At 69.2% G+C, this 23252-nt stretch carries 24 protein-coding genes and 2 pseudogenes; 14 read left to right on the top strand and 12 right to left on the bottom strand.

Annotated elements, in window-relative coordinates; all coding sequences use genetic code 11:
• Nucleotides 1–35 precede the first annotated feature (35 nt).
• Nucleotides 36–491, top strand: a complete 456-nt coding sequence (locus Q0568_RS06075) for a hypothetical protein (RefSeq protein ID WP_298863817.1) — start codon at nucleotides 36–38, stop codon at nucleotides 489–491.
• A 15-nt stretch (nucleotides 492–506) separates the two neighbouring features.
• Here the strand turns inward: Q0568_RS06075 and Q0568_RS06070 are convergent, their stop codons facing one another.
• From Q0568_RS06070 to Q0568_RS06020, 11 genes are all read right to left on the bottom strand, one after another.
• Nucleotides 507–1619: a hypothetical protein gene (locus tag Q0568_RS06070; RefSeq protein WP_298863815.1), complete on the bottom strand. Its 1113-nt coding sequence runs from the start codon at nucleotides 1617–1619 to the stop codon at nucleotides 507–509.
• The gene (locus Q0568_RS06065; protein WP_298863812.1) at nucleotides 1613–2416 is read right to left on the bottom strand and encodes a tetratricopeptide repeat protein; all 804 of its coding nucleotides are present in this window, start codon (nucleotides 2414–2416) and stop codon (nucleotides 1613–1615) included. Before Q0568_RS06065 ends, Q0568_RS06070 begins: the two co-directional genes overlap by 7 nt.
• On the bottom strand, nucleotides 2413–3411 hold the full coding sequence (locus Q0568_RS06060) for a VWA domain-containing protein (protein WP_298863810.1): 999 nt from the start codon (nucleotides 3409–3411) through the stop codon (nucleotides 2413–2415). Before Q0568_RS06060 ends, Q0568_RS06065 begins: the two co-directional genes overlap by 4 nt.
• Nucleotides 3408–4394, bottom strand: coding sequence for a VWA domain-containing protein (locus tag Q0568_RS06055; protein ID WP_298863807.1), 987 nt, complete (start codon nucleotides 4392–4394; stop codon nucleotides 3408–3410). The genes Q0568_RS06060 and Q0568_RS06055 overlap by 4 nt, the downstream gene beginning before the upstream one ends.
• Nucleotides 4385–4873 (bottom strand): hypothetical protein, encoded by a 489-nt coding sequence (locus Q0568_RS06050; RefSeq protein ID WP_298863805.1) that lies wholly within the window; start codon nucleotides 4871–4873, stop codon nucleotides 4385–4387. Before Q0568_RS06050 ends, Q0568_RS06055 begins: the two co-directional genes overlap by 10 nt.
• Nucleotides 4860–5741, bottom strand: a complete 882-nt coding sequence (locus Q0568_RS06045) for a DUF58 domain-containing protein (RefSeq protein WP_298863802.1) — start codon at nucleotides 5739–5741, stop codon at nucleotides 4860–4862. Before Q0568_RS06045 ends, Q0568_RS06050 begins: the two co-directional genes overlap by 14 nt.
• Before the next feature lie 88 nt (nucleotides 5742–5829).
• The gene (locus Q0568_RS06040; protein WP_298863799.1) at nucleotides 5830–6912 is read right to left on the bottom strand and encodes a MoxR family ATPase; all 1083 of its coding nucleotides are present in this window, start codon (nucleotides 6910–6912) and stop codon (nucleotides 5830–5832) included.
• 177 nt (nucleotides 6913–7089) lie between these two features.
• The gene (locus Q0568_RS06035) at nucleotides 7090–7650 is read right to left on the bottom strand and encodes a GAD-like domain-containing protein (protein ID WP_298863796.1); all 561 of its coding nucleotides are present in this window, start codon (nucleotides 7648–7650) and stop codon (nucleotides 7090–7092) included.
• Between the two features lie 10 nt (nucleotides 7651–7660).
• Nucleotides 7661–8305 (bottom strand): polymorphic toxin type 15 domain-containing protein, encoded by a 645-nt coding sequence (locus Q0568_RS06030; RefSeq protein WP_298863793.1) that lies wholly within the window; start codon nucleotides 8303–8305, stop codon nucleotides 7661–7663.
• On the bottom strand, nucleotides 8305–8907 hold the full coding sequence (locus Q0568_RS06025; protein ID WP_298863790.1) for a hypothetical protein: 603 nt from the start codon (nucleotides 8905–8907) through the stop codon (nucleotides 8305–8307). Before Q0568_RS06025 ends, Q0568_RS06030 begins: the two co-directional genes overlap by 1 nt.
• Nucleotides 8908–9189: 282 nt before the next feature.
• Nucleotides 9190–9888 (bottom strand): Pr6Pr family membrane protein, encoded by a 699-nt coding sequence (locus tag Q0568_RS06020; RefSeq protein ID WP_298863787.1) that lies wholly within the window; start codon nucleotides 9886–9888, stop codon nucleotides 9190–9192.
• Nucleotides 9889–10011: 123 nt separating this feature from the next.
• Between Q0568_RS06020 and Q0568_RS06015 the strand changes: the two genes are divergently transcribed.
• From Q0568_RS06015 to Q0568_RS05980, 8 genes are all read left to right on the top strand, one after another.
• Nucleotides 10012–11298, top strand: a complete 1287-nt coding sequence (locus tag Q0568_RS06015) for an adenylosuccinate synthase (RefSeq protein ID WP_298863784.1) — start codon at nucleotides 10012–10014, stop codon at nucleotides 11296–11298.
• A 130-nt stretch (nucleotides 11299–11428) separates the two neighbouring features.
• Complete coding sequence (locus Q0568_RS06010; protein WP_298863781.1) at nucleotides 11429–12604, top strand: beta-propeller fold lactonase family protein; 1176 nt, start codon at nucleotides 11429–11431, stop codon at nucleotides 12602–12604.
• Nucleotides 12605–12954: 350 nt separating this feature from the next.
• Nucleotides 12955–14352, top strand: coding sequence for an NAD(P)/FAD-dependent oxidoreductase (locus Q0568_RS06005; protein WP_298863778.1), 1398 nt, complete (start codon nucleotides 12955–12957; stop codon nucleotides 14350–14352).
• Between the two features lie 76 nt (nucleotides 14353–14428).
• Nucleotides 14429–14731, top strand: a complete 303-nt coding sequence (locus Q0568_RS06000) for a DUF427 domain-containing protein (RefSeq protein ID WP_298863775.1) — start codon at nucleotides 14429–14431, stop codon at nucleotides 14729–14731.
• A gap of 6 nt (nucleotides 14732–14737) precedes the next feature.
• Nucleotides 14738–15679 (top strand): ATP-binding cassette domain-containing protein, encoded by a 942-nt coding sequence (locus tag Q0568_RS05995; protein ID WP_298863773.1) that lies wholly within the window; start codon nucleotides 14738–14740, stop codon nucleotides 15677–15679.
• A 1-nt stretch (nucleotide 15680) separates the two neighbouring features.
• Nucleotides 15681–16352: an ABC transporter permease gene (locus Q0568_RS05990; RefSeq protein WP_298863771.1), complete on the top strand. Its 672-nt coding sequence runs from the start codon at nucleotides 15681–15683 to the stop codon at nucleotides 16350–16352.
• Nucleotides 16349–17074 (top strand): ABC transporter permease, encoded by a 726-nt coding sequence (locus tag Q0568_RS05985; RefSeq protein ID WP_298863768.1) that lies wholly within the window; start codon nucleotides 16349–16351, stop codon nucleotides 17072–17074. Before Q0568_RS05990 ends, Q0568_RS05985 begins: the two co-directional genes overlap by 4 nt.
• 23 nt (nucleotides 17075–17097) lie before the next feature.
• A complete protein-coding gene (locus Q0568_RS05980) occupies nucleotides 17098–18015 on the top strand; it encodes an ABC transporter substrate-binding protein (RefSeq protein WP_298863766.1) in 918 nt (305 codons plus the stop codon).
• Between the two features lie 22 nt (nucleotides 18016–18037).
• On the opposite strand, the gene Q0568_RS05975 is transcribed toward Q0568_RS05980, so the two are convergent.
• Nucleotides 18038–19228, bottom strand: a complete 1191-nt coding sequence (locus tag Q0568_RS05975; protein ID WP_298863763.1) for an AI-2E family transporter — start codon at nucleotides 19226–19228, stop codon at nucleotides 18038–18040.
• Between the two features lie 140 nt (nucleotides 19229–19368).
• On the opposite strand from Q0568_RS05975, the gene Q0568_RS05970 reads away from it, so the two are divergent.
• The 5 genes and pseudogenes from Q0568_RS05970 to Q0568_RS05950 all read left to right on the top strand — a co-directional run.
• A complete protein-coding gene (locus Q0568_RS05970) occupies nucleotides 19369–19665 on the top strand; it encodes a chorismate mutase (RefSeq protein ID WP_298863760.1) in 297 nt (98 codons plus the stop codon).
• A 225-nt stretch (nucleotides 19666–19890) separates the two neighbouring features.
• Nucleotides 19891–20790, top strand: coding sequence for an SIS domain-containing protein (locus Q0568_RS05965; RefSeq protein ID WP_298863757.1), 900 nt, complete (start codon nucleotides 19891–19893; stop codon nucleotides 20788–20790).
• Between the two features lie 27 nt (nucleotides 20791–20817).
• The gene (locus Q0568_RS05960) at nucleotides 20818–21801 is read left to right on the top strand and encodes an ROK family protein (protein ID WP_298863754.1); all 984 of its coding nucleotides are present in this window, start codon (nucleotides 20818–20820) and stop codon (nucleotides 21799–21801) included.
• A 118-nt stretch (nucleotides 21802–21919) separates the two neighbouring features.
• Nucleotides 21920–22786: pseudogene (locus tag Q0568_RS05955) on the top strand (PfkB family carbohydrate kinase); the annotation flags it as partial.
• A 207-nt stretch (nucleotides 22787–22993) separates the two neighbouring features.
• Nucleotides 22994–23200, top strand: a pseudogene (locus tag Q0568_RS05950) (1-phosphofructokinase family hexose kinase); the annotation flags it as partial.
• Nucleotides 23201–23252 lie beyond the last annotated feature (52 nt).

The raw sequence follows: 23252 nt of genomic DNA, 5'->3' as shown, positions 1-23252 counted from the left end.
GAGAATGGAAGCACCATCGAGGAGAAGGACGCAGGATGACCCAGGCACCACAGGAGGAGGTCGGAGCGTTCCGGCCGCGCTATCGAGGACTCGTGCACGAGGTCGCCGAGACGGTCGCGATGCCGCACACGTACACCCTGCTGATCTGGGCGACGACCATGGTCACCGTCGCGCACCGCGGACTGCCGGATCTCCTCTCGATCTTCTGCCTGCTCGTCGGGGCGTGCGCGGCCTACATCGGCGTCGGCCGGATCGGGCATCGGATCCACGACGCCCGCCCCGCCGTGCACCGGCGCGCGATCACGCATCCGTATCTCGTCGCCTGCGGCAACCTCGCCACCCTCGCCGCCGCCACCGGGGCATGCGCAGCGGTCTCGCTCATCCCCGTCGCCCACCTCGCGTGGTTGGCGGTCGGCGCCACCGGCACCAGCGTCTTCCTGCTGGGCATCGCCCTGCAGGCCGTCGTGCAGCGGCGCATCCGCCGGGGCTGATCGAGGCGCCTCCGCTCAGTACCCCGGATACCCCTTGAGCTCGTCCTGATAGGCGGCCCTGTCCTTCGCGGGCAGCACCTGGCGGGCGAACACCATCAGCTGGATGCCCTCCAGCGGCTCCCCGGTCTGCTTCTGCAGGGCCTCGCGCTCGGTGCGGAACTCGCCGGTGGGGTCCTTCGACAGGTCGTTGGCGTACGCGTAGAACCGCAACGGGTCGGGGTACGTGTCGCTGTAGTACTCCCAGGTGTGCTGGCGCGCGGGGTCGGCGGAGCCGTACAGCTTGGCCAGCATGTCGTCGGAGATTCCGGTTCCCGCCTCGTTGAGCGCGTACAGCTGGGACATGCCCTTCTCGGCCAGCACCTGGTCGATCGTGCTCATGATCTCGCTCTTGCGCCGGTTGTCCTGCACGGGCTGCACGCTCGACCACACCGTGGAGGTGTACCTCTTCAGCATCGACTCGCCGCCGTAGCCGTTGCGCTCGGGGCTCACATCGACGGCGCCGGTCTGCACCCACGTGAGGCCGTACACGCTGCTGAGCCGCTCCCGGATGGCTGCCATCAGCTCGTCCCCCTGGGACTGCACATCCTCCAGCGACGGCTGGCTGAGCACGTCGTCGTTCGAGACGCCCTTGATGCCGGGATACCCGGCCTCGTGCGTCTGCTTGGTGGTCTTCGTGCCGCTGTACGCGTGCGTGGCGGCCGAGCGCAGCGCGCCCATCGCCCCGACGGTCGCGACGTTGAACACCAGCGTCACCGCGAGGGCAACGGCCCCCAGCATCCGCCCTCGCCTCGTCAGGAGCGCGGCGATGATCGCGCCGAGCACGACGAACTGCACGACGATCATCGAGGTGCCGTACAGGGCGTCCGTGCCGCCGGCGCCCATCATCAGCAGCATCACCAGCACGAACAGCACCGTGCCGATCAGCGCGACGAGCCCCAGCACGGTGACGTGCTTCGTCTCCGCGGCGGGAGCGGCGGTGTAGGTGACATCGCCGGATGCCTGCGCCAGGCCCGCCGCGGCGTCCAGGCCCTCCTGGGTGCGCCTGGCGCCGCGATAGCCGCCGGGCGGCGGCAGGGGAGGCGCTCCCTCGGAGCCGCCGACGTACGTGCTGCGCTGATGCTCTACCACGGCTTGTCCGTTCCACCGCCGGAGCCGTTCTGGTCGCCCCTGCCCTGATCCTCGCGGTCCTGCGCGCCCTGATCCAGCTTCTTCTGGATGTCGTCGAGGTCGCCCTGCTTGGGCTGGTCCTGCTGCTGGTCGCTCTGATCCGGCTGCCGGCTCTGATCCGGGTTCTGCTGGCTCTGCTGCTGCTTCTCCTGCTGCCGCTGCCTGTTCTGATCCACGGTGTCGCCCATGTCACGGCTCTGGTCCGGAGACTGGTTCTGCGCGTCGTCGCTGCTGCACTCCTTCGGCGTCTCCACCGTCACCTGCAGCGCCTCGCCGTAGAACTGCGCGGCCTTCGCCGCGTCGCCGGAGGCCTGCGCGGCATCTCCCTGTCGTTCGATCACCAGCGACAGGTTGATGCGCACGTAGCAGACGTCCAGACCGGATGCCAGGGGCAGCGCGCGCTCGAGCTCCTTCCGCGCCTCGGGCAGCTTCTCCTGTCCCGCCAGCGCCGTGCCGATGTCGTACGGCGCCTTGAACTGCTCGAACCAGTTCAGGACGTCCAGGTTGCGGGCGGCGGCCTCCGACTCGGCGTACCCGCCGGCCACGTACGAGCTGATCGACTGATGCGCGAACGCGTACATGCTCAGCAGCTTGCCTGCGAACAGCAGCGCCGCCAGCGTCAGCGGCAGCAGTCCGATCGTGATCCATCGCCGGATGCTGCGCCTGCGGCGGTTCGCCGCGAGCAGGGCCGCAGCGGCGTCGGCGGGCGTGGGGTTCGAGGCGGGAGACGCTGCGGGAGACGTCATCGTGTCGGTCATCGGTCGCCTCCGTTCTGCGCGGGCTTCTCGGCCAGCCCGCGCAGGCGCACGATCTGCATCGCGGCCCGCGCGACCTCGACGGACACCAGCACGATCAGCACGAGGGCGGCGATCCAGTACAGCTCGATCACGTTCCCGACCTCGCCGGATGCCGTGTAGTCAGTCGTGGTCGTGGGGGCCTCGGGCAGCGTGATCTCGGCGGATGCGGTGCGGTGCTGGTAGGTCACGCCCAGCTGCTCGGCGATCTGCTGCAGGTTGCCCTGGTCGATCACCGAGGTGGCGTCCTTCCCCTGGTACTGGATGTACCCGCCGTCGCCGCTGGTGCGTCCGGTGGTCTTCTTCATCGGGCCGCCCTCGGCGGTGCCGTAGCCCAGCACCGCGCCGCCGTCGACGTACTTCGCGCTGCTGGCGAACGACTCCGGCCGGGTGTCGGACGTCTGCTCGCCGTCGCCCAGGTAGAACACCATCCGGCTGCGATCCGGCGACGACTTCGCTGCGGCGGAGAGGGTGTCGGCCAGCATCCGATTCGCCACGCTGATCGAGGAACCGCGGGACTGATCGGTGATCTCGGGCAGCATCACGTCGATCGAGGACATCAGCGCCGTGGCATCCGTCGTCAGCGGCAGGCGCAGCTGCGCCGTCGCATCGAAGCTGATCAGCGAGAAGCGCGCGCCGGGGTACTCGTCCACGATGGACTGCACGTCGGCCCGCACGCCGTTCAGCCGCGGCTGGTCGCCATTCCAGTCCTCGGCGATGATGCTGGCGGTGGTGTCGACGACGATCACCACATCGGTGTCGGTCGCGAGGGTCTGCGAAGTGCCGCCGGGGATGCCGGGGCGCAGCAGCATGACGAACACCACCACCAGCATGCCCAGGCGCAGCGCCCACAGCGACCGGGGTCGCGGCCCCTTGATCAGGGCGCGCACGACGAAGACCGCCGGCACCGCGCACAGCAGCGCGAGGAGCACGGGATGGATGACGGGCTGGAGGATCACAGGCGCACCCTCCACAGCAGGGTGAGGAACCCGAGTATCGCGACCAGCATGAGGGCGATGGCGAGGTTCGGGCTGTCCACGCGGATCACCTGGGCCTGCCCCTTCAGCGCCGTCGCCTCCTGCTGCTGGATCCGGGTGATGATGTCGCTCACGGTGGTGGTGTCGCGCAGCGCGTACGACTGGCCGCCGGTCAGGGCGGCGGCGTCCTCCAGCTGCTTGCTGACCTTCGCATCCTTGCCCTGCACGGGATTCAGGGCGAACACGCGCACCTTCTGGGAGCTGGCGTACTGCGCGGCCTCCTCGATGGTGAGGATCGAGGCTCCGGCGACCTCGTTGTCGGTGGCGAGGATCACCGAGCGGCTGCGCTCGTCCTCGGCGTGGTCGAAGCGCATGGTGCAGGCGGCCAGCCCGTCGCCGATCAGCGAGGCTCCGGGGCCGTTGAGGGTCCCCACCCAGTGCTCGGGGGTCTCGTCGCGGTAGTCGAAGCTGGAGCGCAGCTGCTGCAGCTGCGTCTTCACGAACGGGTAGTCGTCGGTGAGCGGGAACACCTGCACGGGGGAGCTGTTGAAGATCGTCAGCCCGATGCGCTCGCCCTTGAAGCCCTTCAGCAGTTCCTCGAACACCCGCAGCACCTCGACATCGACATCGGACATCGAACCGGACACGTCCAGGCACAGCATGATGTCGCGGCTGGTGTTCACAGGCTGCACAGTCTTCGGAGACATCGGTCGCGCGGCCACCACGCCGCCCAGCAGCACCGCGACGGCTCCCACGACGAGGATGCCGGAGAGCAGGCTCATCCGGCGGCGGATGGCGGAGCGGAACGACGGCAGGGTGCGCAGCCGCTCGGCGCGCGAGACCAGCACGCCGGGTGCCGCGTCGGCCCTTGCCCTGCCACGCAGTCCCAGCAGGATGCCGACGACGACCGCCACGATCAGCACGCCGAGCGCGACCAGGACCAGCCACCAGGTGTTCAGTGCCATGTGTTCACCACCCGCCGGGCGGCCTCGGCGCCGTAGACCGGATCGATGGCGGGCCCGCGCTGGAAGATGCTCGGGTAGTAGTGCCGGCGGATCGCGTCGATGAGGGCGGGATCCACGCCCCGGGCGACCAGGTCGTCCAGGGCCAGCACGGGCGCCTCGAGCCCGGAGTACTCGTTCACGAACTCGCGCACGAGCCTGGAGAGCTCGAGGTTCGCCTGCTTCGGGTTCATGGTTCGCGAACGGTAGGCGTCCTCGATGCGCTGGATGCCGGTCAGGTACTCGCCGCGCAGCTGCGTGAGCACGTCTGCCGTCGGCGGCGTGTAGACGGGGGCGCCGTGCAGCGTGATGCTGCGCTTCGGACGGGTGAGCAGGAACAGCATCCAGAACGCGAGCCCGATCAGCAGCAGGATGCCGATGGCCAGCAGCATCCACATCCAGCCGTACTGCACGGGAGGGTACAGGTCGTCAGAGGCGGGCATGCGACCTCCGGTCCAGCATCGACAGCAGCGTCGGCACCGCGGCATCCTGCCCCGAGAAATCGGCATGCGTGATCTCGTGCCGGCGCAGCACCTCGTCGCGGTGCGCGGTGGCCGCGGCCTCGAGCGCCGCCAGCTCCGCCATCACCTCGGTGTCGCCATGCACGAAATCGGGGATGCCCCAGCCGGTGTCCACGTCACGGCGGTGCTGCAGACCCGCGGCCTCGGGGTTCACCGGGTCGACGAGCCGGTCGAACATGCCCACCCGCCTGCCGCCGTCGGTGACGAGCTCGGCATCCCGCAGCGTCAGCCACAGCACGTCGTGCTGCACCTTCAGCCGTCGCAGCAGCCGGTCGGTGTCGTCGGTCAGCGGGGCCTCGTCGGTGACGATGACGACGATGGAGCGGCGCGAGATGTTGCGGGCGGTGTACCTCAGCAGCGCATCCCGGTCGCTGGGCGCGGCGCTGGCGTCGATCGCGTCGCGCACGGTGCGCAGTGCGTGCTCCAGGGCGCCCTCGGTGCCGCCGGGCGGCAGGCGGCGCACGCGGTCGGCGTCGCCGTAGATCATCGCGAAGTCGTCGCCGTGCCGCACGGTGAGGAAGCCCAGCGCACCCGTCAGCAGCACCACCAGGTCGCGCTTGGGGCGCTCGTCCTCGGCGAGGGCCTGCATGCCGCGGCCCGTGTCCACCAGGAACAGCACGGTGTGCATGCGGGTGGCCTTGGTGCGCTTGATGAGCGGCTCGCCGTGCTTGGCGGTGGCGCGCCAGTCGATGTCGCGCACCTGATCGCCGAACTCGTACAGCCGCAGATCCTCGAAGTCCAGGCTGCGCCCGCGCAGCAGCGATGCGTAAGCGCCATCGAGCGCGTGCATCGACTTCTGCGATGAGCGGATGAAGAGCTTAGCTCTAACCTGGGTGATCAGACTTGCCAACGGTTGGGTCCCTGAGCTCGTCGGAGGGTTACGGGGTCGGCACCGACGCGAAGATCTGGTCGATGATCTCCTCGCTGCGCACGCCTTCGGCATCCGCCTCGAAGGTCAGCAGAACGCGGTGGCGCAGCACCAGGTGGCGCAGGGCGCGGATGTCCTCCGGCAGCACGTGCGTGCGGCCGTTCAGCAGTGCCAGCGCGCGGGACGCCTGCAGGAACGCGATGCTCGCGCGGGGGCTGGCGCCGTACTTGATGAACCGAGCGCGCTCCTCGCCGATGTACGGCGCGGGGTTCCGGGTGACGTACGCCAGCTGCACGATGTAGTTGCGGATGGCGGGGTCGATGTACACCCGCGAGGCGATGTCCTGCAGGTCCTGCACATCCTCCAGCGAGATGACGCCGGGCACGTGACGGTCGGGGTCCAGCACGCCCGAGTCGATGCGCCCGAGGATCTCGAACTCCTCGGCGGGGCTCGGGTACTCCACGATCTCCTTGAGCAGGAAGCGGTCCATCTGCGCCTCGGGCAGCTCGTAGGTGCCCTCCTGCTCGATGGGGTTCTGCGTGGCGATCACCAGGAACGGCTTGGGCAGCGGGTGCACCTCGCCGCCGATCGTGGTCTGCCGCTCCTGCATGGCCTCGAGCATGGCCGACTGCGTCTTGGCGCTGGAGCGGTTGATCTCGTCCAGCAGCACGAAGTTGGCGTGCACGGGACCGAGCACGGTGCGGAAGGTGCCGGTGGCGGCGTCGTAGATCTGGCTGCCGGTGATGTCGCTGGGCAGCAGGTCGGGCGTGCACTGGATGCGCTTGAAGCTGGCCTTCACCGTGTCGGCCAGGGTGCTCGCGGCGGTGGTCTTCGCGAGGCCCGGCACGGACTCCAGCAGGATGTGGCCGCCGGCGATGAGCGCGATCAGCAGGCTCGAGCGCAGGCTGTCCTGGCCCACCATCTTGGTGGAGTACGAGTCGGAGATGACGGTCAGGATGCGCTGCGCGCGGGCGAGGTCATCGGGGGAGGCGTTGCGAGCGGATGCCGTCGGCTGCGCGCGCTGAGGTGCTGTCGGCGCGGGTGGCGGCGCAGGCGCGGATGGAACGGATCCAGCAGCCGGGAACTCGGTCATGTCTCATCTCCTCGAGCATTTCGGGGACGGTCGACGACCAGGCATCCCCCCGATACAGGGTAGACGGCGCTGCTGGGACGAGATCAGCGATCTCAGGCATTGTCCGGGGCCGACTGAGCGTGGCCCCGACCATCGGGCGTCCAGAGGCTCGATCGCCATCGGCGCGAGCCCGTCGGGTCAGTGTCCGATGACGCCCTGAAGGTCGACGGCGACTTGGATGGCGGGGATGGTCTCGCGCTTGTGGAGGTTCTCGACCTTCGCCGCCCCGCCCATGGACAGCAGCGGGACGAAGATGAACGACTGGTCGTAGGGCAGCTCGCCGTGCGCGGCCACTGCCTTCGGGAAGATGTCCCACTTCAACGTGCGTGACAGGTGGGCTGCACCGCCGACTCGAGTCAGCGTGAGGAATGTCTTCAGCGATCCCAGTCCGACGGTGTCTCCGAGTCGGTACATGATGCCGATGACGCCAGGGTGGCTGGGTTCCCAGGTGATGAGGTCTCCGAGGCCGGTGACCATGATCGGGATGGCGATGCCGTCGCCCTGGGTCTTGCCGATGCAGTCCCCGACCTCGGCTTCGTAGAGCTTGGGGTCGATGATCCGCAGGAATCCTTCGGCGAAGGTCCCGTATCCGTAGTTCTCCCAGACCTCGATCAGCTCGTCCGGGACACGCCCCCGGTACTCCTCGACGATCTCCGCCGGAACCGGCGCATGCGGGACGAAATCAGCAATCTCCACCATGGGGTCAAACCTATCTGAAGACGACATTGATGAACGTGCTGCTGAGATCGACACCGGGGTTGTCCTCGATGAACGTGATCACGGCCCTGTCGATGTCGCTCACACGGCTCTTCCACTGCGAACCCAACGACGAGTTGACGCGGGTGTCGCCGACACCGGAGATGTCCGTGCCGTCGCCGCCGGCGATTCCGTCCAGACGGTGGGTCGCGGCCTGAGTCTTCATCCACTTCGCCGTTTCCTCGGACGCCTTGTCATAGTCTCCACCGTGCTTCTCCAGCAGTTCGGCGAGCTTGTTCTGTTCCGCGATGTCGCGTGCGTCCCGCTGGGCTTTCAACGAGTCCGGCGTGCGACCGTTGTCCAGATACTCGACGCGGTTCTTGAGCCATTCGGACAGCGGCCTCTTCTGCAGCGTGTCCATCTGCTCGGTGTACTGGCGGTTGTACTCGGTGGAGTCGTGGTTCTTGTTCTTCTTGAACTTCTTCAGGCTGACGTCGACCTTGTCGTCGTACTTGTCCTTGTCCTTGACCTGCCGCATGACGTCGTCGAAGTGCCCGTCGAGGTTGTCCAGAAGCTGGCGCAGCCTGAGATGCAGATCACCGGCTGCCTTGACGCCTGCCTGTCTCAGTTCGCGGATGACCGGTTTGACGGTGCTCATCAGTCGCCTCCGAAGTTCAGGGCGGAGAACTCGGCGAAGAACGTGGAGGTCAGGGACTGGATGTCGGCGCCGTGGATCTGCATGGCTGTACGGGCATCCTCCAACGCCTCCAGATCGGCGTAGAACTCATCCGAGTCCCCGGCGGTGGCCTCGACCATCGGGGCGTCCAGGATCGCGTCGATCACCGCGGGCAGCTGCTCCGCCAACGGCTCGATCGCCATCGGCGCCAACTGGTTCAACAACTGCTCGACCACGATGTCCACCGCCGCGTTCAGCAGCTTCTTCTTCGCGATCAGCAGCAACGGGGCACCCCCGGCCGTGAACGGGTTCGTCAGCATCGGGATCAGCATCGCCAGCGTCGTGGTCACATCCGCGATCACCTTCACCTTCAACCCCAGAATCGCCCCCGCGCCGAGGCCCATCGCCGTCGCAGCGGGCGGCATGATGTCGATCAGCTTCTGCAGGTTCTGCGACCGGTTCGTGTTCCACGCCGACAACGTCGCCGGGCCCGCCTGCCCCCGCATCGCCGCACTGATGTCACCGTTCATCTTCCGATCGACGGACTGGATCACCCCCTCCAGATCGTTACCGAAATCACGCACCAGCGTCGCACCCTTACGGACCTCATCCTCATCGATGTCAGGCCACTCGAAACCCAGCTTCTCCATCACCCAGACAAGCTCATTCGGCAACATCATCCCCACGGCACACCTCCGCCACGACCCTAAACGAAGCGTCCCGCCGCCCGCGATGGGGAGAACTGCCCATGCCACCGGAGTGACCCACGCGCTCGGAGGGCGCGTCGTGGGCGGTGCCCGACCACGACCGCGGACGCTGACCTCATGACATCCGGTGGAACTGGGTGCGGCCGCACCGCTGGTGAGTCAGGCGGAGACGGATGCTGCGCGTCTGCGCGCGATCCAGACCACGCCGGTGCCGATCGCGATGATCGCCGCGGCGATCCCGACGATGTAGCCGGCCACGCCCAGGTAGCCGCCCGGCGTGATGTGCGGGTTCAGGAACGGGTACGGGTACCAGTGGTGGTCGCCCGTGGCCGGGGCGATGATCAGGTTCGCGCGCACCAGCGTGTAGACCGCCCACAGGATCGGGAACGCGGCGATGGTGCCCAGCGTGCCCCACGACAGCGCCCGGCGCTTCGGCGCGAACAGCACATCGATCAGCAGGAACAGCGGGATGACGACGTGCAGCACCTCGTTCGACCACGGCACCGTCGAGCCCTGCGGCAGCTCGATGCCGCGCAGCAGCAGGTTGTAGACGATGCCGGTCACGATCATGTACGTCGCCACACAGGCGATGAGCACGGCCAGCCAGCGCGGCTCGCGCACAGCATCCCGCCCCGCCGTCCACGCCCAGACCGCCGCGACCGCCAGCATCGCGGCCGCCCCCAGGTTGGAGAGGATCGTGAAGAAGCTGAAGAAGTTCGTCCCCACGGTCAGCAGGTGCGAGCCGTACGCCGTGGTGGCCTCCGTGGCGTTCGTCAGCGTCCGCACCAGCTGCGCGATGATCGCCGCGGAACCCAGCAGGGATGCGGCGATGCGGGCGTAGGGCCACCAGGTCGTCATCCGCTCACTGTAGCGATCGGATGCCCTGGAAACCCGCTCCGGTAGGATGGACACGCCCGTTCGGGCCAGCTCATCTGCCGGTGCAAACCCGGCGAACAGCGTGCAGTACCAGGGGGTACACCCATGCCAGGAATCGTGATCGTCGGCGTCCAGTGGGGCGACGAGGGCAAGGGCAAGGCGACAGACCTGCTCGGCGAGCGCACCGACTGGGTGGTGAAGTTCAACGGCGGCAACAACGCCGGGCACACCGTCGTCGTCGGCGACGAGAAGTACGCTCTGCACCTGCTGCCCTCCGGCATCCTGACCCCGGGCGTCACCCCGGTGATCGGCAACGGCGTGGTCATCGACCTGGAGGTGCTCTTCAGCGAGCTGGAGGCGCTGTCCGCGCGCGGCGTGGACGTCTCGCGGCTGAAGGTCAGCGCCAACGCGCACCTGATCACGCAGTACCACCGCACGCTTGACAAGGTCACCGAGCGGTTCCTCGGCAAGCGCAACATCGGCACCACCGGCCGCGGCATCGGCCCGGCCTACGCCGACAAGATCAACCGCGTGGGCCTGCGCGTGCAGGATCTGTTCGACGAGAACATCCTGCGGCAGAAGGTCGAGGGCGCGCTCGACCAGAAGAACCACCTGCTGGTGAAGGTCTTCAACCGCCGCGCCATCACCTGCGACGAGATCGTCGACGAGCTGCTCTCCTACGCAGAGCGGCTGCGGCCGATGGTCGCCGACACCGGCCACCTGGTGGCCGAGGCCCTGAAGCGCGGCGAGGTGGTCGTGTTCGAGGGCGGCCAGGCCACCATGCTCGACGTCGACCACGGCACCTACCCGTTCGTGACCTCGTCATCGGCCACCGCTGGGGGCGCCTCCACCGGCTCGGGCGTCGGCCCGGGCTCCCTGAACCGCATCGTCGGCATCGTGAAGGCGTACACCACGCGCGTGGGATCGGGGCCGTTCCCGACCGAGCTCAACGACGAGATGGGCGAGTGGCTGCGCAAGACCGGTTTCGAGTACGGCACCACCACCGGCCGCCTGCGCCGCACCGGCTGGTACGACGCCCCGATCACCCGTTACGCCACGCGGGTGAACGGCATCACCGACCTGGTGCTCACCAAGCTCGACGTGCTGACCGGACTGGAGCGGATCCCGGTGTGCGTGGCCTACGACGTCGACGGCGTGCGCTTCGACGACGTGCCGGTCAACCAGACCGACTTCCACCACGCCAAGCCCATCTACCAGGAGTTCCCCGGCTGGACCGAGGACATCTCCTCGGCTCGCAGCTTCGAGGACCTGCCGCAGAACGCGCAGGACTACGTGCTGGCGCTGGAGCAGATGAGCAACACGCGCATCTCGGTGATCGGCGTCGGCCCGGAGCGCGAGCAGGTCGTCGTGCGCCACGACCTGCTGGACTGACCCGCACACTTTCACCCCTTCTTGACAGTCGAGAGCACGGGACCTCGCCGAGAGCACGGGTTCTTCGCGCGAACAGGCCGTGCGCTCGGCGAGATGTCGTGCACTCGACGAACTGCAGAGAGGAACGAGCATGACGCGGTTCTGGGTCGGGGGCTACGGCTCCGACATGGAGGGGGATGCCGAGGGCATCGGCTTCCTCGCCGTGGACGAGGGTCGCGGGGCCTCGACGCTCGCCTACCGGGGCGTGGCGGCGCGAGTCGCCTCGCCATCGTGGCTGGCGCAGCATCCGAGGCTCGACGTGGTCTACGCGGCACTGGAGGGCGCCGCCCAGGTGCAGGCGTTCGCGCGCTCGGGCGAGGCGACGCTGCGGCCGCTCGGTCCCGCTCTGCCCGCGGGCGAGGCCGTCTGCCACGTCGCGGTGTCCCCGGACGGACGGATGCTCATCGCCAGCTGCTACGGCGACGGCCGGGTCATCCGGTACGGGATCTCCGCCGACGGCTCGCTGACCGCCCCGGTGCCCGACAAGGCGGCGGCGCTGCGCGCGGCGCTGTTCGGGGAGCCGGCTGCCGAAACTGGACGCTGCATTCCGGGGGCCGACACGCCAGATGTCGGACCGATTCGCGGGAAACGTCCGTCACCTGGCGTGTCGGCCCCCGATGTGGAACCGGCGCGGGACCCGTACCCGACGCCCGCCGGCGAGCAGCCTCGGGTCTCGCACGCGCACTCGGCCGTGTTCCTCTCCGACGGGCGCGTCGCGACCACCGACCTGGGCTTCGACCTGGTGCGGATCTGGCGTCCGTCCGGCACCGGCCTCACGATCGACCACGAGGTCGTGCTGCCGCGTGGCACGGGTCCTCGGCACATGGTCATGCACCCCAGCGGGCACCTGCACGTGGTGACCGAATACTCCTGCGAGGTCTTCACCCTGGCATCCGCCCCCGACGGCACCTGGGGACTGGCATCCGCGACCACCGTCGCACCCGTCGCGCAGGTGGGCTTCGACTTCCCCGCCGAGCTGGCTGTCTCGCGCGACGGGCACACGCTGTACACCGCGCTGCGCGGCAGCAACACGATCTCGGCGCTGCGCGTGCGCGGTGCGGGCGAGGTCGTCGAGCCGCTGGCGCTCGCCGACTCGGGCGTGGACTGGCCGCGCCACCACCTCGTGCACGAGGGTGTGCTGCTGGTCGCCGGACAGCGATCCAGCACCATCAGCGCCCTCGATCTCGACGAGCGCACCGGCGCCCCGCGCGACGTGCGCCACACCACCTCGGCCCCCGCGCCGACGGTGATCCTGCCGGTGAGCTGAGCCCGGCGCGGCTCCGGCACGGCCGCGACTCGTTCACAACTCCGGAGATCCGGGCCCTACAGGCTGGTTTCCGCGCGTTCAGGGGCCGGCGACGGGAAGTACTCCGGAGTTGTGAACACATATGGGCAGATGCGCTGATCCGGCAGGCCTGGGGCCCAGGATGCCGGGTCACGATATTCATGTCGGAGCAGTCGAGTGCCGAACCGCCGGACGCCGCTCCGGGCCAGTCAAGCCTGGCCGAAGAGAGGGCGCGCCCGGCTACTGCTGTGCATCGGCGCGACCGTGGTCATCGTCGTCGTACTCGTATCAACCCCGTGACACCTCCACGTCGCCGCGCAAGACTGGAACCCATGAGCGATGAATACGACCTGATCGTGCTGGGTGGCGGGCCGGTCGGCGAGAACGTGGCCGATCGCGCCGTGCAGGGCGGGCTGACCGCCGTGATCGTGGAGAGCGAGCTGGTCGGCGGCGAATGCTCGTACTGGGCGTGCATGCCGTCGAAGGCGCTGCTGCGGTCCGGCCAGGCGCTGCGCGCCGCACAGCACGTCCGCGGTGTGGAGGGCGGCGCCCTGAACCCCGACGAGGTGCTCGCGCGTCGCGACTCGTTCACCTCGCACTGGAAGGATGACGGCCAGGTGCAGTGGCTCGGGTCCGCGGGCATCGACCTGATCCGCGGCCACGGCCGTCTCACCGGAGAGCGCGAGGTCACGGTGGATGGGCGGGTTCTCCGAGCCCGCCACGCCGTGGCCGTCTGCACGGGAACGGATGCCGCGATCCCCGGTATCCCGGGACTGGCAGATGCCCGCCCCTGGACCAGCCGCGAGGCCACCAGCTCGGACCATGTGCCGGACTCGCTGGCGATCATCGGCGGTGGCGTGGTGGCCGTGGAGATGGCCACTGCCTACGCCCAGCTCGGCTCGAGAGTCACTGTCATCGCCCGGAGCGGGCTGTTGGCGAAGATGGAGCCGTTCGCCGGCGACCAGGTGGCGGCCGGACTGAAGGGCCTGGGCGTCGACGTGCGCCTGAACACCGAGACCACGTCCGTGCACCGCGACGGCGACCATGTGACCGTCACCACGGGCGAGGGGGAGCAGATCACGGCATCCGAGGTTCTGGCCGCCACCGGACGCACCCCGCGTACGCGCGACCTCGGGCTCGAGACCGTCGGCCTCGAACCGGGCCGGAGCATCGAGGTCGACGACACCATGCGCGTGCCGGGCAGCGACTGGCTGTACGCCGTCGGTGACGTGAACGGCCGCGTGCTGCTGACGCACCAGGGCAAGTACCAGGCGCGCGCCGCGGGCGACGTGATCGCCGCCCGTTCGCGCGGCGAAGTCGTCGCCGACCAGCCCTGGGGGCGTCACGTCGCCACCGCCGACCGCGCCGCGGTCCCGCAGGTGGTGTTCGCCGAGCCCGAGGTGGCATCCGTCGGGCTGACCGCGGATGCCGCTCGCGCGGCCGGCCACGAGATCCAGGTGGTCGACTACGACCTGGGCGGAGTCGCGGGCTCGAGCCTGCACGCCGACGGCTACCAGGGGCAGGCCCGCATGGTCGTCGACACCGAGCGGGAAGTGCTGCTGGGAGTCACGTTCGCAGGCGACGATGTGGCCGAGCTGCTGCAGGCCGCCACCATCGCCGTGACCGGCGAGGTTCCCCTCAGCCGACTGTGGCACGCGGTGCCGGCCTACCCCACCATGAGCGAGGTGTGGCTGCGCCTGCTGGAGCAGTACGGGCGGCAATCCGCCTGAACCGGGAATCTGCCGTGACCCGTGTCGGTTGTCAGAGGTGTCGCCTACGCTCGAAGAGATGCCAGGAGGTACGCACATGAAGGCAGTATTCGAAGGAGTCGTGATCGCCGAGGCGGATGCCGGTGACACGATCCTCATTGAAGGAAACCACTACTTCCCGGCGACCGCACTGCGCCGCGGCGAGCTCGTCGAGAGCCCCACGCCGTACACCTGCCCGTGGAAGGGCGTGTGCCAGTACTACTCGCTGGTGCTCGACGGCACGACTCACGCCGACCTGGTGTGGGCGTACCCGAAGCCCTACGCCACGGCCATCGAGAAGGTGGGGCGCGACTTCTCCGGGTACCTGGCGTTCGACCCGAGCGTGCAGGTCGGTCCGTAACCCCGGATGATCGAGTTCACTCACGTCACCAAGCGCTTCCCCGACGGCACCCTGGCCGTCGAGGACTTCAGTCTCGTGCTCCCCTCCCGCAAGACCACGGTCTTCGTCGGGCTGTCCGGCAGCGGCAAGACCACGCTGCTGCGCATGATCAACCGCATGGTCGAGCCCACATCGGGTGACGTGGCCATCGACGGCGAGAGCGTGCTGGGCCGCGATCCCGTGCAGCTGCGCCGTGGCATCGGCTACGTCATGCAGAACTCCGGCCTCCTGCCGCACTTCTCCGTGATCGACAACATCACCACGGTGCTGCGGCTGAACGGCATCCGCCGGGTCGAGGCCGAAGGCCGTGCGCTGGAGCTGATGGACACCGTCGGGCTGGAGCGCGATCTCGCGCGGCGCTACCCGAGCCAGCTCTCCGGCGGGCAGCAGCAGCGCGTGGGTGTCGCCCGCGGGCTGGCGGCCGACCCCAACATCCTGCTGATGGATGAGCCGTTCGGCGCCGTCGACCCCATCGTGCGCGCCGACCTGCAGCAGGAGCTGATCCGCCTGCAGCGCGACCTCGACAAGACGGTGGTCTTCGTCACGCACGACATCGACGAGGCGTTCCTGCTGGGCGACCAGGTGGTCATCCTCGACAAGGGCGCGCGCATCGTGCAGGTGGGCAGTCCCAGCCAGATCATGGAGGATCCGGCGGATGCCTTCGTCGAGGCGTTCATCGGCGCCGAGCGCGGCCGCCGTGCGCTGACCGTCAAGCAGACTCCCCGCGGCGCGGTCGTGGTGGACTCCGAGGGCCGCACCCAGGGCATCCTCCGGGATGCTCGGGACGAGTCCCCGAGCCGGGACGAGCCTCGGGGTCAGGGTGGGTCGCTGAGCCCGGATGGGTCAGGGGCCCAAGACCCTGGGTCGCTGAGCCCGTCGAAGCGTCGCAGCCTCGAGGACGGACGCTGACGTGAACTGGGTCGGCGACAACCTGGATCTGATCCTCACGCTCATGCTCACGCATCTGAAGCAGAGTGTGATCCCGATCGTGCTGGGCCTGATCCTGTCGATCCCGCTGGGCTGGGTGGCCTGGCGGTTCAAGCTCGTGCGCGGCCCGGTCATCGTGCTCACCGGCCTGCTGTACACGATCCCGTCGCTGGCGCTGCTGATCCTCATGCCGGCGGTGTTCGGCTATCAGGCCACCTCCGAGCCGAACCTGATCATCGCACTGACCATCTACGCCATCGCCATCCTGGTTCGGGCCGTCGCCGACGGGCTGGACTCCGTGGACGAGGACGTGCGCCAGGCCGCCACCTCCGTGGGCTACGGCGCTCCGCGCCGCTTCGCCACGGTCGAGCTGCCGCTGGCCGGCCCGGTGATCCTCGCGGGCCTGAGGGTGGCGGCCGTGAGCACCATCTCGCTGGCGACCGTCGGCATCCTGATCGGCGTCACCAACCTCGGCTACCTGTTCACGAACGGCCTGCAGCGCCGCATCATCGCCGAGGTCCTGGCGGGCGTCGTCGCGGTGGTGGTCATCGCGCTGGTCATCGACGGACTGCTGGTGCTGCTGGGGCGGCTGCTGATGCCGTGGATGTCTGCGACCTCGTCGAAGCCCCGCACCCCGCTGAGGTCGGCCGCATGAACCTCTTCACCGACGCCATCGCCTGGCTGACGGATCCCGCGCAGTGGCAGGGACAGTACGCGCTGCCCGTGCTGCTGGGCCAGCACCTGCTGTACACCGTGATCTCGGTGGCGGTCGCGGCCGCCATCGCACTGCCCGCGGGCTGGCTGATCGGGCACACGGGAAAGGGGCGCGAGATCGCCGTCGCGATCTCCGGCGCTGCGCGGGCCGTGCCGTCGTTCGGGCTGCTGATCCTGTTGGTGCTGGTGCTCGGGGTGCTGCAGACGCCGTTGGCTGCAATCATCACCTTCGTGCTGCTGGCCATCCCCTCGCTGCTGGCCGGCGCCTACACGGGCTTCGAGGCCATCGACCGTCACACCGTCGACGCCGCCCGCGCGGTCGGCATGACCGAGTGGCAGATCTTCACCAAGGTGGAGCTGCCGCTGGGCATGCCGCTGCTGGTCGGCGGCATCCGCTCCGCCCTGCTGCAGGTCATCGCCACCGTCACCATCGGTGCGTACGTCAACCTCGGCGGGCTGGGCTGGCCCATCATCCAGGGCATCCCGCTGCACCGCTTCGACCAGGTGCTGGCCGGCGCGCTGCTGGTAGCCGCGCTGGCGCTCATCGTCGATCTGCTGCTGGCAGGCCTGCAGCGGGCGGTCGTCCCCGCGGGCGTGCAGTCGCAGCACCCGGCATCCGATCACATCTCACGACGCAGCGCGAACCGCGCTGCCGTCGCCTGAACCGTTCCACAGAGAGGCACACCATGATCACCGCACGCAAGTCCCGACTCGTCCTCGCGGCGGGCGTCGCGCTGGCCGCGACCCTCGCGCTCGCCGGCTGCGGCAGCAGCAATCCGCTCGACAAGCCCGCCGAGAGCTCCGGCTCGAGCGGCGGCGACACGATCGTCGTCGGCTCGCAGGCCTACTACTCCAACGAGATCATCGCCGAGATCTACGCGCAGGCGCTGGAGGGCGACGGCTTCACAGTGCAGCGCAAGTTCAACATCGGCCAGCGCGACGCCTATATGCCCGATGTGGAATCCGGCAAGATCAACCTGTTCCCGGAGTACACCGGCAACCTGCTGGAGTACCTCGACAAGAACGCCACCGCCACCAGCCCCGACGACGTGTACGCCGCGCTGCAGAAGGCCCTGCCCGAAGGCCTGACCGCGCTGGACTATGCGAAGGCCAGCGACCAGGACACCTACACGGTCACGAAGAAGTTCGCGGCCGACAACGGGCTCGAGTCGATCGCCGACCTGTCCAAGCTGAAGACCAAGCCGGTCCTCGGCGGCGCGCCCGAGCTCGAGCAGCGGCCCTACGGACCCGCCGGCGCGAAGAAGTTCTACAACGTCGACCTGGGCTTCTCGGCCACGGCCGACAGCACGCTCGAGTCGCTGCTGGCCGGTCAGATCCAGGTGGCCGACATCTACACCGCCGACCCGTCGTTCCAGACCAAGGACATCGTGGCGCTGAAGGACCCGAAGAACATGATCCTGGCCTCGAACGTGGTACCGATCGCCTCCAGCGACATCGCCGACAAGATCAGCGGCGTGATCAACAAGGTCTCAGCGGCGCTCACCGCGGACGACCTGGTGGCCCTCAACGTGCAGTCCACGGTGGATCAGGCGTCCGCCCCCGACATCGCCAAGAAGTGGCTTGCCGACAAGGGCATCAAGTAATGCAGTCGCCCCGCCGGGATGCTCAGACCCGGGCATCCTGGCGGGGCAGCCACACCTGATTGATGATGATCAGGATGGATGCCGTGACCGGCACCGCCACGAGCGCGCCCAGCAGGCCCAGCAGCGTGCCGCCGGCCAGCGCGCCGATCACGACGAGGGCGCCGGGCACCGAGACGGCCTTGTTCATCACGCGCGGGGTGAGGAAGTACGCCTCCACCTGCATGTACACCAGGTAGATGATCGCGAAGAACAGCGCGTGCCAGGGGTCGGAGAACAGCGCGATCACCGAGCCGATCGCCCAGAACAGCACCGAGCCCACCAACGGGATCAGCGTGATCAGGAACGCCACCGCGGCCATCAGCGGCGGGAACGGCAGCTGCAGCACCAGGTAGAGGATCAGCGTGACGATGGCATTCGCGAACGCCAGGATCACCATGCCCTGCACGTAGCCGCCCACCGAGTCGGTGATCTGGTCGGTGATGCCGCGGGCGCTCTCGCGGTCGCGGGCCGGCGCGAAGCGCAGCAGCGCGGTCTTGATCGTGGGCAGTCCCGCGACGAAGTACAGCGTCAGCACCAGCACCACGATGAAGCCCGAGATACCGGTGGCGATCGAGCTGCCCACCTGCAGCGCTCCGCCGCCGACGGCCTGCCAGGTCTTGCCGTCGGTGAGGAACTTCTGCGCATCCTCGACCAGCTGCTGGAACTGGTCGCCGAACTGCTTCTCCAGGAACCCGTACACATCGCTGTGCATGAAGTCGGTGATGAGGTTCGGCACGGACTTGACGAACATCGTCACCTGCTCGACCACCACGGGGATGATCATCCACAGGATCAGCGCCAGCACGACGACCAGACCGAGGATGACGCTCAGCACGCTCACGCCGCGCGAGAGCCCGCGGCGCTCGAGGAACCGCACGGCGGGGTCCAGGCCGAGGGCGGCGAACATGGCGAAGGCCACGTAGATCAGCACCGTCGACAGGTTGGTGAGCGTGATGGCCAGCAGGATCGCCGCCAGGCCGCCCAGCGTGACGAGGAACCCGAACACGAACGGCTTGTCGATGCGCGTCCAGAACGAGCGGCTCGGCGCCGGCGGCTCCACGACCTTGCGGGCCGCCTTGCCCGCGGCCTTCGCCGGAGCGGATGCCGGGGAGTGCGCCCCCTCGGCGGCGTCCTCTGCTTCAGTCGCGGGTGTCGAGGATTCGTCGGCGCTCATGCCGAACACTCTATGTGCGCTCCGTGCTTCGAATCGTGTGAAGGGAGCGATTCGGGCAACGGGCGCTGCAATCCGCGTGATGCGGACGACGGATGCCGACTATCGTCGAACTGTCCGACCAGGCGGTTCGAGGAGGATCGATGAACGACGAGGAAGCCCGTGCCGAGCTGCTGCGCCTGCGCGCCAGCATCGACAACTTCGACGCGTCGCTGGTCTACATCCTCGCCGAGCGCTTCCGCGCCACGCAGCAGGTCGGTCATCTGAAGGCCGCGCACGCGATGCCGGCCTCCGACCCGCAGCGCGAGGAGCAGCAGGTCGCGCGGCTGCGCGCGCTGGCCGAGGACGCGCACCTCGACCCCGAGTTCGCCGAGAAGTGGTTCAACTTCGTCGTCGCCGAGGTCATCCGCCACCACACTGAGGCCGCCGAGGGCCGCTGAGCCGGCGTCCTGCCGTCCGGCCACCCCTCCCGGTCCCTCGTCCCCTCGGGTCATAACTCCGGAGATCCGTGGCATCTCGGACCCAGCAACCGCTTTCTGGTTCGATCCCCCTGTGGATCTCCGGAGTTATGAAATCCGAAGCTCGACACCCGCCGCCGCTGAATGTCATAATATGAGCGTTATTTGCATCAAGCGATCACAAACGTGCATCTAGGGGAGTCGGATATGACCAACGCCGCCGGCGCGCACATGCGCGCAGAGCTCACCTCACAGCCGCAGACCTGGGCGCGCGCCGCTGCCATGCGCACCGAGCAGGCACAGCTGCCGGCATCCGGCGCCCGGATCGCCGTTGTCGGATGCGGCACCTCGTGGTTCATGGCCCAGTCCTACGCCGCGCTGCGCGAGGGCGCCGGCCACGGCGAGACCGACGCGTTCACGGCATCCGAGTTCCCCTTCGGCCGCGACTACGACGCGGTCGTCGCGCTGACCCGCTCCGGCACCACCACCGAGGTGCTCGAGCTGACCGAGCGCCTGAAGGGCAGGACGCCCATCATCGCCGTGCTCGGCGACGACTCCTCGCCGCTGGTGGATCTGGCCGACACCGTCATCGCGCTGCCGTTCGCCGATGAGCAGTCCGTCGTGCAGACCCGCTTCGCCACCACGGCGCTCACGCTGTTCCGGGCTTCGCTCGGCGAGGACGTCACCGCGGCCATCGCCGACGCGCAGGCCGTGCTCGACGACCAGGCGTCCGACGACGTCTCGCTGACCGAGGCCGAGCAGTACAGCTTCCTGGGCATGGGGTGGACCTTCGGACTGGCCAACGAGGCCGCCCTGAAGATGCGCGAGTCGTCGCAGTCGTGGACCGAGTCGTACAGCTCGATGGAGTACCGTCACGGCCCCATCGCCATCGCCGCACCCGGCCGCATCACCTGGCAGTTCGGCACGGCGCCCGGCGGGCTGCAGGCGCAGGTCGAGGCCACCGGCGCCCGCTTCGTGCAGCATCCGATCGATCCTCTGGCGGAACTGGTACGCGTGCACCGCGTCGCCCTCGACCGCGCGGTCGCGCGCGGGCTCGACCCCGACCTGCCGCGCAACCTCACCCGCTCGGTCATCCTCGACGACTGAGAGTTTCACACCGAGAAGGTGGATGCCATGACCGAGCCCGACAGGATCCCGGACGTCGTCACCGACGAGGCAGGCGAACGGCTGGCACCGGCCGTCAGCATCGGCCCCGGCGCGCCCGTACTGGCGTTCGACGTGGGCGGCACCGACGTCAAGTCGGCGCTGTTCGACGCCTCGGGTGAGGCGGTCGGGCTGCGGCGCACGCCTACTCCGGTGGGCGACGGCGACGCGGCGGGATCGCTGATCGCGCGGCTGGCGGAGCTGGCGTCGGAGCTGCGGGAGCAGCATCCGGAGATCGTGCCGGAGGGCGTCGGGCTCGTCGTGCCCGGCATCGTGGACTCGGAGAACGGCGTCGGCGTGTTCAGCAGCAATCTCGGCTGGTGCAATGCGCCCATCCGGGACCTGATGCGCACGGAGCTCGGCCTGCCGGTCGCCTTCGATCATGACGTGCGCTCGGCCAGCTGGGCGGAGCGTGTACTCGGCGGCGCCCGCGACTACGCCAACGCGGTCGTGCTGGTGATCGGCACCGGCATCGCCGGCGCACTGCTGGTGGGCGGGCAGCCGTACACCGCCGGCGGCTATGCCGGCGAAATCGGCCACTCGCCGATCGGGGAGTGGCCGTGCCCGTGCGGGGCCCGCGGATGCCTGGAGGCGCGCGCCTCGGCCGGTGCGATCTCGCGCCGGTACACCGAGGCCACCGGCACCGCCGTCGACGGCGCGAAGGAGGTCATCGCCCGGGCATCCGCCGGTGACGAGATCGCGGCGCGCATCTGGGACGAGGCACTGGACGCTCTCGCCATGTCCATCGCGCAGCTGACCGCCGTGATGGCTCCGGACGCCGTGGTCATTGGCGGCGGGCTGTCGCGGGCAGGCGGCGCACTGTTCGACGACCTGCGCCGCCGCCTGACCGACCGGTTGAGCTTCCACCGCATCCCCGCGCTGGTCCCCGCCGAGCTGTCCGGCAACGCCGGCATCCTCGGGGCGGCGCTGCGGGCGAGGGAGGCGGTGGCATGACTTCTCTTGCATCAGACCCGGGTACGGATGCACGATCCGGGAACGCCTGCACGACCATCGCAGCAGATGCGTCGTGCATCCGCTCCCGCGTCCTGCAGGGGCGCCGGGCGGTGGTCGCATGATCGTCACCGTCACCGCGAACCCCGCCCTCGACCTGACCTGGCACGTCGCCTCGCTGACGCTGGGCGGCGTGCACAGAGCGGATGCCGGGCGAGCCCGCGCTGGGGGAAAGGGCCTGAATGTGGCCCGCGTCGCGCATGGGCAGGGCGCCGCGGTGGTGGCCGTCACGACCACCGGCGGCGAGACCGGCGCGGAGTTCGCCGCCGAGCTGGATGCCGCAGGCGTGCCGCACGTGCTGGTGCCGGTGTCCGCGGCCACTCGCCGCAGCATCGCGCTCGTCGATGAGGCCGAGGGCGACACCACCATCGTGAACGAGCGGGGCGTGGCCCCGGCAGCCGCGGAGTGGGGAGCGTTGAAGGATGCCGTCGCCTCCGCGCTCGCCGGGGCAGGTGCCGGTGCACGTGCTGGGGCGACTACCGGGGCGACTCCCGGGGGCAGGGACAGGGTCACTGGCCCGTCCTCCGCCGGCTACGAATCGGGGAGCGACACGCCAGATGTCGGACCGATTCGCGGGAAACGTCCTGATTCTGGCGTGTCGGCCCCCGGAGCGCAACGGACGGATGCCGTCACCGAGGCGCGCACAGGCACCGATGTGCTGGTGATCTCGGGCAGCTTCCCGCCCGACACCCCGGACGACCTGCTGCCGGCACTCATCCGGATCGGGCGCGATGCCGGCGCCACGGTCATCGTCGACACCTCGGGGCCGGCACTGCTGGTGGCGGCGGATGCCGGGGCATCCGTGCTCAAGCCCAACGAGCACGAGCTGCGTGACGCCACCGGGCTGGACGACCCGGTCGACGGAGCCCGTGAGTTGCTGCGCCGCGGCGCCGAGCTCGTGCTGCTCTCGCTCGGCAAGGACGGGATGCTGACCGTCTCGGCCGCCCCGGCGGACCGTGCCCCTGCCGGTTGCGAATCGGGGGCCGACACGCCAGATGTCGGACCGATTCGCGGGAAACGTCCGTCACCTGGCGTGTCGGCCCCCGAAGTGGAACGCCCGGAGGGGACGGATGCCGGAAACCGGACGGATGCCGGAAACCGGCCCGCCGCGGGGCCGGCCGTGGGCGTCCTGCATGCACGCCTCGACACCCCACTGGCCGGCAACCCGACCGGGGCCGGCGACGCCGGGGTGGCAGCGTGCGCCGTGCTGATGGATGCCGGCATCCGCGACCCCGAGCGCATCCTGCGCCGTGCCACCGCCTGGAGCGCCGCGGCCGTGCTCATGCCGCTCGCCGGAGACATCCACCCCAGTTGGCCCGCGCTGGAAGCAGCACTGACCGTCACTACTCGTCCCGCGGCATCGGCTCATCCCGCGGCGCCCGATGCCGCCACCT

It is taken from the genome of uncultured Microbacterium sp. (genome assembly GCF_937927635.1).
Classification (GTDB): Bacteria; Actinomycetota; Actinomycetes; order Actinomycetales; family Microbacteriaceae; genus Microbacterium.
This window is presented reverse-complemented; position numbering and strand designations above follow the sequence as displayed.

Bases quoted from the DNA above. Each gene is read 5' to 3' on its own strand.
- Q0568_RS06035 (WP_298863796.1), bottom strand. From the start codon at position 7,650: ATGGTGGAGATTGCTGATTTCGTCCCGCATGCGCCGGTTCCGGCGGAG.
- Q0568_RS05995 (WP_298863773.1), top strand. From the start codon at position 14,738: ATGATCGAGTTCACTCACGTCACCAAGCGCTTCCCCGACGGCACCCTG.
- Q0568_RS05970 (WP_298863760.1), top strand. From the start codon at position 19,369: ATGAACGACGAGGAAGCCCGTGCCGAGCTGCTGCGCCTGCGCGCCAGC.
- Q0568_RS06000 (WP_298863775.1), top strand. From the start codon at position 14,429: ATGAAGGCAGTATTCGAAGGAGTCGTGATCGCCGAGGCGGATGCCGGT.
- Q0568_RS06055 (WP_298863807.1), bottom strand. From the start codon at position 4,394: ATGGCACTGAACACCTGGTGGCTGGTCCTGGTCGCGCTCGGCGTGCTG.
- Q0568_RS06065 (WP_298863812.1), bottom strand. From the start codon at position 2,416: ATGACCGACACGATGACGTCTCCCGCAGCGTCTCCCGCCTCGAACCCC.
- Q0568_RS05975 (WP_298863763.1), bottom strand. From the start codon at position 19,228: ATGAGCGCCGACGAATCCTCGACACCCGCGACTGAAGCAGAGGACGCC.
- Q0568_RS06045 (WP_298863802.1), bottom strand. From the start codon at position 5,741: ATGCACGCGCTCGATGGCGCTTACGCATCGCTGCTGCGCGGGCGCAGC.
- Q0568_RS05985 (WP_298863768.1), top strand. From the start codon at position 16,349: ATGAACCTCTTCACCGACGCCATCGCCTGGCTGACGGATCCCGCGCAG.
- Q0568_RS06015 (WP_298863784.1), top strand. From the start codon at position 10,012: ATGCCAGGAATCGTGATCGTCGGCGTCCAGTGGGGCGACGAGGGCAAG.
- Q0568_RS05965 (WP_298863757.1), top strand. From the start codon at position 19,891: ATGACCAACGCCGCCGGCGCGCACATGCGCGCAGAGCTCACCTCACAG.
- Q0568_RS06075 (WP_298863817.1), top strand. From the start codon at position 36: ATGACCCAGGCACCACAGGAGGAGGTCGGAGCGTTCCGGCCGCGCTAT.
- Q0568_RS06010 (WP_298863781.1), top strand. From the start codon at position 11,429: ATGACGCGGTTCTGGGTCGGGGGCTACGGCTCCGACATGGAGGGGGAT.
- Q0568_RS05980 (WP_298863766.1), top strand. From the start codon at position 17,098: ATGATCACCGCACGCAAGTCCCGACTCGTCCTCGCGGCGGGCGTCGCG.
- Q0568_RS06030 (WP_298863793.1), bottom strand. From the start codon at position 8,305: ATGAGCACCGTCAAACCGGTCATCCGCGAACTGAGACAGGCAGGCGTC.
- Q0568_RS06020 (WP_298863787.1), bottom strand. From the start codon at position 9,888: ATGACGACCTGGTGGCCCTACGCCCGCATCGCCGCATCCCTGCTGGGT.
- Q0568_RS06040 (WP_298863799.1), bottom strand. From the start codon at position 6,912: ATGACCGAGTTCCCGGCTGCTGGATCCGTTCCATCCGCGCCTGCGCCG.
- Q0568_RS06050 (WP_298863805.1), bottom strand. From the start codon at position 4,873: ATGCCCGCCTCTGACGACCTGTACCCTCCCGTGCAGTACGGCTGGATG.
- Q0568_RS05960 (WP_298863754.1), top strand. From the start codon at position 20,818: ATGACCGAGCCCGACAGGATCCCGGACGTCGTCACCGACGAGGCAGGC.
- Q0568_RS06005 (WP_298863778.1), top strand. From the start codon at position 12,955: ATGAGCGATGAATACGACCTGATCGTGCTGGGTGGCGGGCCGGTCGGC.